17 protein-coding genes and 1 pseudogene are annotated in these 13,564 nt (G+C 60.2%); 1 reads left to right on the top strand and 17 read right to left on the bottom strand.

The annotated features are described in order from the left end of the window. Position 1 precedes the first annotated feature (1 nt). The 17 genes from DBR18_RS07140 to DBR18_RS07065 all read right to left on the bottom strand — a co-directional run bounded on the left by DBR18_RS07140 (position 2) and on the right by DBR18_RS07065 (position 12,667). Positions 2-214 carry a tail protein X gene (locus DBR18_RS07140; RefSeq protein WP_108589829.1) on the bottom strand — a complete coding sequence of 71 codons (213 nt, stop codon included), beginning with the start codon at positions 212-214 and terminating at the stop codon, positions 2-4. Continuing rightward, positions 207-590, bottom strand: a complete 384-nt coding sequence (locus DBR18_RS07135) for a phage tail protein (RefSeq protein ID WP_108589828.1) — start codon at positions 588-590, stop codon at positions 207-209. The genes DBR18_RS07140 and DBR18_RS07135 overlap by 8 nt, the downstream gene beginning before the upstream one ends. Continuing rightward, complete coding sequence (locus DBR18_RS07130; RefSeq protein WP_108589827.1) at positions 590-2,716, bottom strand: phage tail tape measure protein; 2,127 nt, start codon at positions 2,714-2,716, stop codon at positions 590-592. Before DBR18_RS07130 ends, DBR18_RS07135 begins: the two co-directional genes overlap by 1 nt. 128 nt (positions 2,717-2,844) lie before the next feature. Beyond that, complete coding sequence (locus tag DBR18_RS07125; RefSeq protein WP_108589826.1) at positions 2,845-3,426, bottom strand: phage tail assembly protein; 582 nt, start codon at positions 3,424-3,426, stop codon at positions 2,845-2,847. 156 nt (positions 3,427-3,582) lie between these two features. Further along, a complete protein-coding gene (locus DBR18_RS07120) occupies positions 3,583-4,089 on the bottom strand; it encodes a phage major tail tube protein (RefSeq protein ID WP_016985055.1) in 507 nt (168 codons plus the stop codon). Further along, complete coding sequence (locus DBR18_RS07115; RefSeq protein ID WP_047291938.1) at positions 4,089-5,255, bottom strand: tail protein; 1,167 nt, start codon at positions 5,253-5,255, stop codon at positions 4,089-4,091. Before DBR18_RS07115 ends, DBR18_RS07120 begins: the two co-directional genes overlap by 1 nt. Positions 5,256-5,257: 2 nt before the next feature. After that, positions 5,258-5,443: a hypothetical protein gene (locus DBR18_RS07110; RefSeq protein WP_108589825.1), complete on the bottom strand. Its 186-nt coding sequence runs from the start codon at positions 5,441-5,443 to the stop codon at positions 5,258-5,260. A gap of 234 nt (positions 5,444-5,677) precedes the next feature. Next, positions 5,678-6,256 carry a phage tail protein gene (locus tag DBR18_RS07105; RefSeq protein ID WP_108589824.1) on the bottom strand — a complete coding sequence of 193 codons (579 nt, stop codon included), beginning with the start codon at positions 6,254-6,256 and terminating at the stop codon, positions 5,678-5,680. A gap of 9 nt (positions 6,257-6,265) precedes the next feature. Beyond that, the gene (locus tag DBR18_RS28900; RefSeq protein WP_256588610.1) at positions 6,266-7,879 is read right to left on the bottom strand and encodes a phage tail protein; all 1,614 of its coding nucleotides are present in this window, start codon (positions 7,877-7,879) and stop codon (positions 6,266-6,268) included. Next, positions 7,880-8,515, bottom strand: a complete 636-nt coding sequence (locus tag DBR18_RS07095; RefSeq protein WP_108589823.1) for a phage tail protein I — start codon at positions 8,513-8,515, stop codon at positions 7,880-7,882. Further along, positions 8,512-9,507, bottom strand: coding sequence for a baseplate J/gp47 family protein (locus DBR18_RS07090; RefSeq protein WP_108589822.1), 996 nt, complete (start codon positions 9,505-9,507; stop codon positions 8,512-8,514). Before DBR18_RS07090 ends, DBR18_RS07095 begins: the two co-directional genes overlap by 4 nt. Continuing rightward, a complete protein-coding gene (locus DBR18_RS07085; protein WP_003222189.1) occupies positions 9,504-9,836 on the bottom strand; it encodes a phage baseplate protein in 333 nt (110 codons plus the stop codon). The genes DBR18_RS07090 and DBR18_RS07085 overlap by 4 nt, the downstream gene beginning before the upstream one ends. Before the next feature lie 14 nt (positions 9,837-9,850). Beyond that, the gene (locus DBR18_RS07080) at positions 9,851-10,459 is read right to left on the bottom strand and encodes a phage baseplate assembly protein V (protein ID WP_108589821.1); all 609 of its coding nucleotides are present in this window, start codon (positions 10,457-10,459) and stop codon (positions 9,851-9,853) included. 3 nt (positions 10,460-10,462) lie between these two features. Beyond that, the gene (locus tag DBR18_RS07075; RefSeq protein WP_108589820.1) at positions 10,463-10,984 is read right to left on the bottom strand and encodes a hypothetical protein; all 522 of its coding nucleotides are present in this window, start codon (positions 10,982-10,984) and stop codon (positions 10,463-10,465) included. A gap of 72 nt (positions 10,985-11,056) precedes the next feature. Continuing rightward, positions 11,057-11,398, bottom strand: a complete 342-nt coding sequence (locus tag DBR18_RS07070; RefSeq protein WP_108589819.1) for a phage holin family protein — start codon at positions 11,396-11,398, stop codon at positions 11,057-11,059. Between the two features lie 188 nt (positions 11,399-11,586). Further along, positions 11,587-11,895, bottom strand: coding sequence for a hypothetical protein (locus DBR18_RS28080; protein ID WP_146188742.1), 309 nt, complete (start codon positions 11,893-11,895; stop codon positions 11,587-11,589). Positions 11,896-11,923: 28 nt separating this feature from the next. Then, on the bottom strand, positions 11,924-12,667 hold the full coding sequence (locus tag DBR18_RS07065; protein WP_108589818.1) for an XRE family transcriptional regulator: 744 nt from the start codon (positions 12,665-12,667) through the stop codon (positions 11,924-11,926). 200 nt (positions 12,668-12,867) lie between these two features. Here DBR18_RS07065 and DBR18_RS28895 point away from each other — a divergent pair. Further along, a pseudogene (locus tag DBR18_RS28895) lies at positions 12,868-13,564 on the top strand (DNA mismatch repair protein MutS); the annotation flags it as partial.

Genomic DNA, 13,564 nt, shown 5'->3' with positions numbered 1-13,564 from the left:
CTTAATCCCACGCCGTAACCGGTTTGATCGCGGCCGGTTTCGCGTCGAGTTCCGGCAACGTGACCCAGACGCCCGCAGGCAGGATCGGGCCATGTTCGGCCAGGGTCGGGTTGAGTTTCCACAGAGCTTCTTCGGCGGCGTCATCACTGCGTCCGGTTTCGCGGTAGAGCAGCAGATTCACCGAATCACCGGCCACGCTTCGTACCTTACGCATTATTGAACTCCGCCAGTTCGACGACCCAATCGACCACCATCGCCGTGCCGTCATCGATGACCTGGCTCTGGTTTTCCTGAATATTGTTGATTCGCCACAGGCCCCAGTTGCGACCGATGCCGTCGATCAATGGCAGCGGGATACGCTGGGCCTGCAACGCACGCAATTCGTCAAGCCGATCCATCGCCACGGCGTACATCGACTTGCCGGTGATGGTCAGGGTTTCCGGTTTTTGTCCGGTCTGGCTGGACTTGGGTTTGCTGGTCAGGATCTGGATTTCGCTCCAGCCGCCGTCGGTCTTTCGCGCCAGCGTGCTGTAGGCGAAGTTGCGCGACAGGCCAAAGATGAAACTGCCCAGCGCCATTTGTTGTTTCATCAGTCGACTCCATCGGTCAGGGCTGCGTCACGGCGGGTGGCGAGGCTGTTGGTGTTCATCAGTGGAATGAATTCATTGCTGAATTGAGATCTCAGGTGAAAGTCGACCAACTGACCGATCTTTTCCACACTGCCCGGATCGCTGCAATACACCTGAACGGTGGGTGCGTAGGGGGCTGGCACCGTGGGCGCCTGTGCGCTGGCCAGCGCCTGACTGACTTGAGCCGGTGCTGCGAGTTTGTCCGGTGCGGCATTGCCGAGTTTTTCGCCAAGAAGGGAACCGCCCTCACTACCCAGCCACCCGCCAAGCAATCCACCGAGAACGCCACCTATGGCCATGCCGGGTGGGCCGCCCACGGCTCCGAGTGATGCACCGAAGGCAGAGCCTGCAAGAGCGCCGGCCATTCCACCGCCCGCTGCGCCGACACTTTTAGCGATCTGGGTTTCGTCACCACTGGCGACCCCGGCCGCCAGGCCTGCGAGGGCAGCGGCGGTTTTTACAGGCCAGGGCATTGCGCGTGACAGAGGGCGCATGGCAGCTGCGGTCGACTCCAGAAGCGGGGCCCGCACCCGCGAAGTTTGCTCAAGAATCTTCAAACCGCTGCCAGCAGTGGCGGTCCCCGCTGTGCCGGTGGCGGCACCGGTGAAAACGGACAGGCCCTTATCCACGATTTTCTTGCCAACCCGGCCTTTGATATCGCTGCCAATGGCATCGAGCGCTTGATCGAACAACGGTTTGAGAAACGCGCTCACCGTCAACACCACGCCAGCGGTTTTCGGATAGGTTTCAGTCAGCTCACTGAGCTTGTCTACCCCGGCCGAGGCCAGCGTATCGCTGGAGGGCGCCAGCGCGTTGCCTTTGGCGACAGCCAGCCGCTCACTACGGGCGTTCAGAATATTCAGCTGTCCTTGCTGAGTACCGGAAAGCGCCAGGGCAGCCTGTTTTACCGAGCCCTTCTCGCCCAGCTCCGACGTCGCGTATCGCTGCTTGTCCTTGACCTGCCAGAACGTCTCATTGACCTCACCGAGGTTTTGCGAGAGTTTCTGCGCAGCATCACCGCCATCGGAGAACAACGTCCTGGCCAACACTGCGCGTTGTTCTGGCGGTCTGGCGTTCAATGCGGCCAACACTGTCAGCAACGCACCTTGTGCATTGTCCTTGTTCGGATCACGCATCGCCGCAGACACGGCCTTGGGATCGAGCCCCAGTTGTTTCCACGCACCCTGCTCGGCGACAGAGACCTGGTCTCCCTTGCTCAAGGCTGTGGAAATGCTCCTCAGCGCGACGCCAGCTTCGCCTTCTTTCGTTCCGGTGTTCAGCAAGGCTGCTGACAGCGCTGCGGCTTGCTCGGGTTGCAACCCCGCAGCAATCGCCGCGTCGCCGGAACGCTGCAACACCGAGCCGATGTCTGCCGCGTTTACATCTCCGGGCATTTTGCCCAAGTGGTGAGCCGCATCGGCCAGATCGATGGCCTGATCACGGGTGAGTTTCATCGAGGTGCGCCAGGCCGCCATCATCTCGGCGACTTGTAGCGCAGGCACCTTGAATGCTGACGCGGTAAGTGCAGCGTCATCGGCAAACTTCAGCAGTTCGAACTGCTTGTCCGAGGCATTGGGCAAGTCGATGCCAATCCCCGCCTTGGCACCCAACGCCGCGGCATTGAGCAGTTCAACCCCGGTGGTTCCTCCGGCAGCCACCAACGGCGCACTGGCCATGACCAGGCTTGCCTGAGCCATTTCCTTGCCCTGAACCGGAGTCAGTCGAGCGACTTCGCTCAGGTTCGCAGCGGCTGTGTCCATCGCGACAGCGGCTTTGAGCAACTCGGGAGGGGCGATGCCGGCTACCTTGTCTGCAGCCTTCTGCGCGGCAGATCCGCCGTCACCATTGACCGCGCTCTTCGACAAAGAACGTTGGGTCGCCAAGGTAAGGATCAGCGAATCGATCGCTGCAGTCAGCGAAACGATTCGGTCACTTGCCGTGCTCAACGCTTGCCTCAGGCCGGCGACCTTATCCCGATCCAGGCCTGCTGCAGTCGGGCTCGTTGCTGCCGTGGTCAAGCCGATATTGCGGCTCGCGGAACGCGTGCTCTCACCGGCGTACATGAGCGCGTTTTTACTCTCTGCCATGCCGCTCTACTCCTGTTTTACGCCAAGGCGAGTGATCGCTATGTCGTAGCGGCGCAACGCCTTTTCGGCGTCCCATTCCAGAATCTCCGCCTCACTTACCGGGTAAATGAGCGGGACGATATCGAGGATTACTTCGATGTCGCGTTCCGAAAGTAGGCCGCCGGCTGGTTTAAAAAATCGTCGATGCGCACCTGCAATTGCGTCCAGTCAGGGACGGTCAGCTGGGCCAGATCGGGGATCATCAGGCCGGTGCAATGGGCAGTGATGAACTCGGCGCGTTCCTTGGCCGTTTTCAGTTTCTTCATCACTTTGGTGGCGCGCAGGGCGGGCATTTCCAGCGACAGCGAGGTCACGGTGCGGCCGGTGACGGCCAGCGGTTGCAGCAGCTGGATCTGGTCAGGATCATCGGACTTCTCCGCGTCCTCGACCTGCTCCAGAAAGTGCGACGCCGGACGGGTCGACATCTCGTGCACGTACTGGGCGATGCTCACGTAGTCCGGGCGTTTGAGCTGGTCGAGTTCCTTGACCGACAGGCCGGTGGCGAGCAGCGCGAGTTCGAAGAACTGATCGTCCTCATCATCGCCGGCGCGTTCCAGCGCTTCTTTTTGCGCAGCGTAGAACAGTGGCTTGAGCTGGATCTGCTCGATCTGCGCGCCGTCGTCGCCGGTGATCGGCGACAGCAGGTCATGCTTGGGTGGCATCCACGACATGTATGAATTCCTTGGTGATTCTTTTTTAGGGGGTGTCGCTATTCCCTTGTAGGAGTGAGCCTGCTCGCGATAGCGATCTTTCAGACACATTGATGTTGCCGGTGCTGACCTCATCGCGAGCAGGCTCACTCCTACAGGGTTGTGGTGTATCGTGGGTTACGGCATCAGCACCGCACGACGCGCATCACCAAGGATGTCGACGCCGTTGAGCACGAATTTCTGGGTGCGCACGTCGATGTCGATCACCGGTACGCCGTTTTCCAGGCGGTTGTAGGTGCGGCAGGACAGCTCCAGATTGGTCTTGGGCTTTTCACCCATTTTCACTGCGGTTTCTTCGAGGGATTTCAGCTTGCCGCCGACGGTGTGGTAGGTGAACCAGGTGTTGCCGTCCTGATCCTGACCGGCTTCACGCACGTTCAGCAGGATGTCGTCGCCCAGCTTCACGCCCAGTGCAAGCATGACTTCGGCACCCAGGCCCTGCAGGGTCAGCTTGGCGTTGAGCGCTTTGCCGCCCTTGGCCATTTCTTCGACGATGAAACGGCCGCCACGCATTTCTTCCACGTCGAATTCGATCTTCGGTGGCGTGAATTCCTCAACGGTCGCCGACAACGGCAGGCCTTGCAGGGTGGCCGCGATGGCCTGTCTTACGCGGTTGGTAAACATTAGAGAACGTCCTCCAGGAACTGCTCGATGATTTCATCGCGGGCGTTGAGTTGATAAACCATGTGTTCGTTCGGCGCGTAGCGGCCGTAGTCGATAACCACGTACCAGGTGCCGTTCTTGTACTTCTCGACGCTGTTGAGTTCCGGGTGCAGGTACACGCTGCCGCCAGGGATGGTTTCGTCGGCGACCAGGGTCTGCAGCCAGTCGTTGATGCGCTTGACTTCCTGATCCATGAACGACTTGGTCAGGTTCTTCGCCATGGCTTTCTGACCGGCCTTGACCAGCTTGCGGCTGATCGCATCTTCGAGGCCGACGTAGCTGATGAACTTGCCGGTGATCGAGCGGTTGCCCAGCAGCGAGAAGCCGCCAAGCACGGTGCGGGCGTAGTAGCTGACGCCGTAGCGGTTGAGCAGATCGCCTTCGGTGGAGGTGTCGAGAATGTTGTATTCAACAACGCGAGACACGTCTTCGGCGTAGGTCACCTGGTTGCCCGGGCTTTCCCACTGCTTGACCTTGGCCAGTGCGGCAATCGCCAGGCTCGACGGCGCGAGGAAGACGTTTTTCTTCGCCGCTTTCGAGTACACCGCCGGCATGTTGTGCACCACCAGGCAACGGTCGAAACCGAGGTCGGCACCGCCCAGTTCCTGGCTGTAAGTCACTTGATCAGCGACCGAAGCGTCCTTGCCATCCAGCACCACACGGGCCTTGATGCGCTTGCCGAACGAGGCAAACTCGCTGGCCACCGCTTTGGTGCCGGTGAAGCCTGGCGCGCCGATGATGGTCAGGTCTTCCGGGACGCTGCCCAGTGCGGCCAGACCCAGTTTGCGACCGGTGGTGGGATCAACACCGCCGATTACCGCGTTAACGGTGTCGGCCGGGGTCGCGCCCGCTTCGACGATCACCACGTAGACCGGCACCTTGACCACTTTGAGGATCTGGTAAACCGCGTGGTACAGCGTGCCCTCTTCAGCGCCGGTCGGATCGAGCAGCGCGTGGGTGGTGAAGCTGTTGATGCGGAACGGTGCGTTACGCGGAATCAGCGGATCGGCTTTCGGCGCGGTGCCGACCAGACCGATAACGTTGTCACCCAGGCCACCCATGGCCTCGGGGGATTCAGTGGCATTGACGGTAATGCCGTTGTGCTCGAAGTTCAAAACCTCAGCCATGGTTAGTCAGCCTTCTTGGCAGCGGCCTTTTTGGCCTGGGTGGAGGGTGTTTTCAGTTCCAGTCGACCGGCGCTGTGCAGGGCACTGGCCTCGACGTCGAGCAGATCAAGGTCTTGACCGACGATCGACCAGTGCCCACCGCCGGTGGGGAATGGGACGAGCACGGTGTAGGTTTGGCGGGTTGCCATTTTTCGTTTCTCCATAAACGGGAAAGCCCCTCGTGGGGAGGAGCTTTGGCGGGTGTTGAAGGTTATGGCCGTCAAATGAAACGCCCCGATAAGCGGGGCGTTTCATGAAGTGCCGGTTCAGGCTGAATCGGCTGGTACAGGTAGTACCAGGATCCATCTGGATGATGAGCTCATGGATCCGTGCACTCCTCGGACCATTCGCTCTGCAGAAATAAAGACGAACGACGTGCAGCTTTAACCCTGCGCAGGTTCAACGCCAGCAACGGCCGCTTGAATCGCCTTGACTGCTTCGTCGAGGATCTGTCGGGCCTCATTGATTGCACCACCTGCAATCCTGGCCTTGATCAGTTCTTTCGCCTCCAGACGTCTTTCGCGGATCAAGTAAAGAACCTCCGCGTATCTGGTGGCCTCGATCAGGATACCGTCGGCGGCTTCCTGAGGCGTACGACCCGAGATTGCCCAGGCAGCAACGCTGCGTGGTACTGCCTCTTCGGGATATCCAGCGTCTTTGAATGCCTGCGCCTCGGCCGCCACGCGTTGGTATTCGATCGCCCGAAGTGGATCGACTGCAAAAATCCGCCGCGCCTGGTCGGCGCAGTTATCAAGCGTCGTGTACAGGTCAGCGACGGTAGGTACGGGCTCGCCGTCATGCTCCCATTGACCTTTCCATTCGCCGGTTTCACTGATCCGCTCACCTTTGAATCGCGGATTCCAGCAAGGTTGAGGCAATTGGACTGCCGTCCAGTTTACGGACCCGTCCGGGACATCGGTGGCATAGAGAAATCGCCCGGTTTGATCGATGACAAAAATCATATTGCCCCCTTAGGCCACTTGAACACAGAAACAGAACTGGCAGCGATAGCCACTTACACCCGCTGCTGATCCAATCGAGTAATCCAGGACAACCTCGCCCGTGGTTTCCACGCGCCACGACAACAAACCGAACCCAAGCTGACCACTGGTCGCCCAACCGCCTGGGCCGCTCACTCTGCTGATAGGCCGAAAGCCCGGAGGAAGCGTGAACATGACCAACGCATCGGTACCGTTACTGACCCAGCGTGCAACATCGAGACTTACATAGAGATTGCCATTGGCTCTCCAGTATCGGGAGGAATGGTTGTCGGTGAAGCCGTTGATAAACGCTGGGACCTGAAGGCTAGCTGCGGAGAAGTTCGCGAAAGCAGAGCTGACAACGCTGTTGGTCTGGCCCTGGGTATAGCTATCGACAATTCCGTAGCCCGCCAACGTGTTGGGTTTTCCCGAGCTGATCTTGCTCCAGTCCAGAGCGGGGATATCCGATGCAATCAGGTTCCCGCCGCTGGTAGCCAACCCTTTGGCATTGACGGCAATTTTTGTGTAGGTACCGGCAGAAACGCCCGAATCCGCCAACGCTATTGAGATGCTGGCGTTTGCCGAGCCGTCAAACGAAGTGCTACCGCTGGCCGCGCCGGAAATGGCAATACTTCGCGCCGTTTCAAGCTTGCGAGCGGCCACCGCTGTTCCATTGATCCCGAGGGCGTCAGTGATGCCAAATCCAGCCAACGTTTGCGGATTCGCCCCCGCTGTCGCCCGACCATATTCATCAACCGTCAGACTCTTGTAAGTACCCGCCGCAATCCCGGTGCGCCCCGCCAGCATCTTGAAGGTCAGTGCGGTGGTGCCGAGGATGATCGGCGCGTTGGTGGTCAGGTGCCACAGCGAATCACCGTTGGCCGTCCCCTCCTCCACCATGACCGTCAGGCCCGGCGTGACCTTGGCGCTGGTATTGGCATCAGTCGCCCGCAACCAGTCGCCATTGGCGACAATCCACAGGCCGTTGTCCTTGGCCAGGGTCTGGTTCGCCAGCAGCACGCGGTCACCGGCAATCACGGCCACACCGTCGATCTGTTGCGCACCGTTCAGCACGATGTTGGTAGAGGCCGCGACGCGCGCCGATTGCTTGCCATCGAGTTTGCCGAGTTCTTCGGCGAGATAACTCATGACCCACGCACGGGTGGCCTTGACCACCGTGTCATCGATCAGCAAGGTCACCAGCGATGCATTGCTGGTCTCGAAAATCGAGCGAATGTAGAACTCTTTGCCCGAGCCCGACGTCGCCAGTACCGGTTTGAACGACTCCGGATATTTAACGATGGCGTAGAGAACCCCGGTGTCGGTCCACAGCCCGGCTTCTCGCACGTACCAGCCGCCAACGTCCGGCGGAATAGTCACTTCTGCGAGCAGCCAGCTCGGGTTTTTCTCGTCCTGGAACAGGGCATTGAGCGGCCCGCGCCAGACTTCGCGTGCAAGTGCCGTGGCGGTGGCGGCAGGGTTGTAGACCTTGCCATTGCCATCACCGACAGAAATCTGCGTCAGCTTGATCGGTGTGCCCGCGGCCTTGCACGCCGTTTCGTAGGCAATCCCTGCGTTGGTGAGCAGGGTGTAATAGTCAGCCATTCAGGCCCCCTGAGGATAAATAGTGGATGTTTCGACGGTGTACATGCCAGCGGCCATGAACGCCTCGCCAGAGGTTTCAAGCCCTTCGATAAACACCGGATAAACCGTCGTCAGCTCTCCGCAGAAAGTCGCAGCGGCGATGGAATGACTGCCGAACGCGCTCAAGCCAACCGTTACCGAAAGAATGTCCCGTTCACTCTTGGCATCGGCCAAACGTCGGTCGAGACGGGCGTCGATTTCTTCACTGTAGGGTTGGTCGCTGAAGGCGCGCACGCTGAAGCTGTAAGGCACGCCGGGCGGCGTCTGTTCGTACCAGGCGCGGACTTCGGGACGCAGTTGCAAACCCTTGGCCGCGTTCTCCAGCGCCTTGCGAGTGCCGGCCTGCCGCGCGGTGGGCCAGGCCAGTTCGACGGTCAGGCGTTTTTCCGCTTCCGGCGCGGCGGTGCTCCATTCGGCGACACCGCGATCCGCCGCCAGATACGGCAGAAAATCCACCGGCGTCTGGCTCGGATTCATCAGTTCAGGGAACGGCGGTGCAATGCGATCAAGCAATGCGCCGAAACCCAGATCCAGTCCGCGTTCGAGTGCCGAGCTGTTGGCCGGCAGCAACGTCGGGCTATGCGTTGGCTCACTCATAGTGTCAGCACCTCGACCTCGACCGCCGTGCAGTACGGTGCCTGAAACGCAGTGGTCACGATCGGCGCCAGCGGTTCAAGAATCTGCAGTTGCACGGCGCCGGCGCTGTGCAGCGTGTAGTCGATCCAGCTCGGATCGACCCGCCCTTCCAGGCGATGGCAACTGTCGGCGTAGGCCTGCAATTGTTGCTGCGCGGCGACTTTGGTCAGGCCCGAATCGGGGCCGGAATTGATCTTCGCCACCACACGGATCTTGTAGTGCTGAATGTCGGCAGCCTTGACCGTGACCAGGTCGGTTTCCGGTCGCACATCAGGGCGGGCGAAGTGCTGTCGCACCCCATCCAGCAAGGTTTGAGACGGGGTGCCATCGCCATCTCGAGACAGCACCGTGACCTGCACTTCGCCCGGCGCCGTGCGGCGACCGTTGCCGTCCTTGACCTGTGCAGCGAGGCCGTCCGGGTTGAAGGTGTAGGTGACATTCAGCACACCGGCATCGGTGGATTCGACCTTCACTGTCGGCCGCTCGCCGAGGGTGAATACCTCGCGGCGATACTGCATTCGCGAGCCCGCTGCCGGGGCATGTGGCGCCAGGTAATAACGCAGCCGGGCGTCGTCGTCGCTTTCGTAAATCGGGGGTACCGGCGGGAATGCCGCCGGGTCGCCCGGATCGAGCAACTGCCGCTCCAGGCCCATGTCCGCCAGCCGTGCATCGAGGTTGCTGCCGGTCGCCCACCACGCCAGCATCTGCTTGATGCGGGCGTTGTATTTGCGTTCGTGGGTTTGCAGGCGCACGCAGAAAGCCTCGAGCGCCAGGGTCAGCAATTCGCTTTCGTTATCGAGGCTGGTCTTGAGTTTTGCGGCGCTGTCCGGCGCCCGGGCGCCGACGTATTCGACGACGAAGGTCTTGAACTCGGCGAGCAAGTCTTCAAAAGCGTCGACAGTGATCAGCGCCGGTTCGGCCAATTGGTTCTGGCCGGGGATCAACATGCTCATGTCACGACCTCGAATGTCTGTTGACGGTTTTTCCAGGTGCCGGCGAAGCGCAGCAGCAAACCGGCGCCCTGACGGCTGGCGACGATCACGCTCGGCTGAAAATCGCTGATCCCGTTTTGCGCGTTGTAGAACGCCTGAGCCGCGTGGCTCTGGGCCAGAAGCAGAACGTCGTCACCGAGGTTCTGCCCCAGCAGCGTGGGGATCAGCGAGCCATAAAGGGGCCTTTTTTGCCGGGTGCCCAGCGGCGTAGTCAGGGCTCGTGTCGCGCGCTGCACAAACTGCAGCCAATCGTCGACCGTGGCCCCGGAGTCTCTATCGATTCCGATCATGGGAAGCTCTTGATTCAGGGGCTGATGACGCGGCCCTGGTGGTCCACCAACGGGCCGCTGAAGTGCACGCCCGAGGCGTCGACGGTCAGGCCGACGGCGCCCAATTGCAGGCTGATCAGCTGTGGCGTCATCGTCAGTTGCGCCGGGCCGATGCTCAGTGCAAGTGATTCGCGAGAACCACTGAATGCGGCCGGACCGTTTTGCCAGTGCAGGGTGTGCGTGGCGTCGTCGTAGCCGCTTTCGCTACCGTCGACATGCACCCGGCGCGTCAGCGTCGGTACCGTTGCCGTCGGTGGAAAGCGATCGCTGTTCAAGCCGAACAACGCCACGCTTTGCGCGCCGCTTTCACCGCTGCCGTAGTTGAGCAGCAGACACTGCTCGCCCACGCTCGGAATCCGCGACTCACTTTGCGCCCCGGCGCTCGGGTTGAAGAACTTGATGGCCGGCGTAAGCAGTCCACCGTGGCTGACGTTGCAGGTGTTGCTCGCGGCATCGACAGCCTGACAGACGCCGATGCGACAGAAACTCTCGGCGCGTCGGTGCAGGTCATCGATCTCCGCTTCCATCTCGGCCAGCCGCTCGATGATCGGCCCCAGTTGCATGCGCAGAAATGCGTCGAACATCGGTCAGGCCTCCAGCGCGGTGTATTGGTCGGGGTCGTCGATGTCGCTGACTTCCCAGGTGCGAGCGAATTTCGGTGTGCCGAGCGGGTCGTCGAGCAGGGTCGGACCGAGGTAGAGGGTCTGAATGAACGTCAGTGTCCACGCCTTGTATGACTGGTCGGCACGGATCAGCAATGACGGCAGTCCATCGATGTCCATCGGCAGATCACATTGGTCGGCAGGCAGGCCCCAACGGTTGTCGGTGATCAGGTTTTTCAGTTCGGCAATCAGATCGCAGGCCGCGAAAGCGCTGGCGGACAGTGCCGGAATGACTTGCAGCGATACCGTCATGACGTGGGCGATGCGCCCGTCAGCGCCACGCGCTCCCGGTGCATTGCGCTCAAAGTCGATCAACGCCCAGGCCTGAACGCCCGGTGCGGTGAAGTCATCGTGATTGCCGACCTGCAGATTCAGGCCGGCGTTGTTGCGCAAGGTTGTCGCCATCGCAGTGAACAGCTGCGAAGGCTGCTGGATCGGTGCGGGCATGCATGACCTCCTTTTCAATTGTCCACGCGCAGCCCCGCCGCAACAGTTGCAGCGAGGCAGGAAAGTGAAGGGTTATTGTGGATCGTGCGGCGGTGGAACTTCGCACACGCCAATGCGTTTGGCGGCCCAGCGCTCGTACAAGCCGATAGCCACGTCGGCACCGGCCATCGCGGTCAGGCAGCCGAACGCGCCGGCGGCCCAGATCGACAGCCCGGCGGCATACAACAGCATGATCGCCGAGACGCCGCAGATCATGCAGGCGCCGGAGCGCAGGGCCAGACGCCGCAGCAATGACCAGCCGCGGGCGCCCTCCTTGTCGGCGCGCCACATTTCGCCGGACACCCCGCCCACTACAGCGAGGAGGATGACCAGCCAGATTGGCATGTCTGCCAATGCTTGTTGCTCGGTTGTCATGTCACGCCTCCTGGTTCTAGTTGATGAGTGTTGTGTGTTGGGTTCAAGCGATGTCTCTTCAGGTAGGCATTCCAAAAAGCCCGGTAATGCACCGGGCTTTTCAGTAATGCGCTCCTTCGCCTTCCTTCAAATCCTGTATTCGAGAAGGAAGCTGACTTTTCGGCGCTACTGGCGCGGTACGAGTCCATTCAAATTGTTTTTCCGACCGCGGTCCCTGCCCGCCGGATAACTGCTTCTGGTGCTTTACGCTGCACACCCGGGTCAGTTGCCAACCCTCTGAACCGTTGAGGCCGGTTCATCGCTGCCTGTTCTTGTGGAACTAAAGAGCTGTTGTTGCCAGCCGCTTTGTCGAGCGGCTTGGTGGCAAGAATATGCATGGATGCATATACAGTCAATGCATGAATGCATTTATTTATGCGCGAGAAATGCACTGGCGCATGCAGCCCGCATAAATAAAGGGTTCGAGGGTTTTGTTCAGGCGAAAAAAAACCCGTCATGAGACGGGTTTTCTGTGGAGGGGATTGCCTATCGGGCGTACATGCCCCACCAGAAGACGTGACCGAGGATGACGATCTGTTCTTCCTGCATATCCTGGAAGCTGTAGTCCTCGTCCGGGTGCTCATCGCGGTTGAAGCTGCGCAGACGGATACCGGTAGGCAGACGGTAGAGCTGCTTCACCCGCAGCTGACCGTTGTGGTTGATCGCGTAAAGGTCGCCATCAATGATGTCGCCGATGCCGCACTTGCCGGCATTCACCCCCACAGTGGCGCCATCCCGCAGCACCGGCATCATGCTGTTGCCGCGCACCGTCACGCATTTGGCCTGATCGAACTGCACACCGTTATGGCGCAGGCTGCGCTTGCCGAAGCGCAGGCTGGAGCGTTCGCTCTCTTCGATGACGAATCTTCCTGATCCAGCAGCCAATTCAACCTCGCGAAGAAAGGGCACCGACACCTCGTCGTCATCGACAGGGGTATCGTCGTCCCACAGGCTTATGTCCTTGAGTTCCGCATGCACGTCTTCGCGCGCACCGCCGGTCGCGGTCGCGACGTCTGCGCGGCCGCGCAATTGATCGGTGCTCACATTGAAGTATTCGGCGATCTTCGAAATGTGTTTATCCGAAGGATCGACGATCTTCCCGCTGAGAATCCGCGAGAGTGTAGATTGAGGCACGCCGGTGCGACGATGGAGCTCCGTGGGGGAGATCCCGTGCTGATCGAGCAGTGCTCTTAAGACGGAGGATACGTTGCGTTTTTGCATAACGCGCATAGTGCTTGAAGTTTTTAATGAAGACAAATGCTGATTTGCATAAATCGTGCATAAATCACAAATAAACACTCAAAGTGTCAGCGAGCCGTCACGCCTGCGTCGAGCCGACTGCCCATGGTAACCTTGCGCCCATCGCGGAAAAGCCCGGCTGTTGGCCTCGCTTTTGCCCTACATCATTTAACGAGTTACCTGACAATCCGATGAATAAAGCCGTCTCCGACCTGTCCTCCCACACCCCGATGATGCAGCAGTACTGGCGCCTGAAGAACCAGCACCCGGATCAGCTGATGTTCTATCGCATGGGCGACTTCTACGAGATCTTCTATGAAGACGCGAAGAAGGCGGCCAAGTTGCTCGACATTACCCTGACAGCGCGCGGTCAGTCGGCGGGGCAGGCGATTCCGATGTGCGGGATTCCTTACCACGCGGCGGAAGGCTATCTGGCGAAACTGGTCAAGCTCGGCGAGTCGGTGGTGATCTGCGAACAGGTCGGCGATCCGGCTACCAGCAAGGGGCCTGTAGAACGTCAGGTGGTGCGCATCATCACTCCGGGTACTGTCAGTGACGAAGCGCTGCTCGATGAGCGCCGTGACAACCTGATTGCGGCAGTACTGGGCGACGAGCGTCTGTTCGGTCTGGCGGTGCTGGACATTACCAGCGGCAACTTCACCGTGCTTGAGATCAAGGGCTGGGAGAACCTGCTGGCGGAACTGGAGCGGGTCAACCCGGTGGAACTGCTGATCCCGGATGACTGGCCGAAAGACCTGCCGGCGGAAAAACGCCGTGGCGTGCGTCGTCGCGCGCCGTGGGATTTCGAACGTGACTCGGCGCTGAAAAGTCTCTGCGTGCAGTTTTCCACGCAAGACCTGAAAGGCTTCGGCTGCGAAACCCTGACCC

It is taken from the genome of Pseudomonas sp. HMWF021, assembly GCF_003061005.1.
Classification (GTDB): domain Bacteria; phylum Pseudomonadota; class Gammaproteobacteria; order Pseudomonadales; family Pseudomonadaceae; genus Aquipseudomonas.
This window is presented reverse-complemented; position numbering and strand designations above follow the sequence as displayed.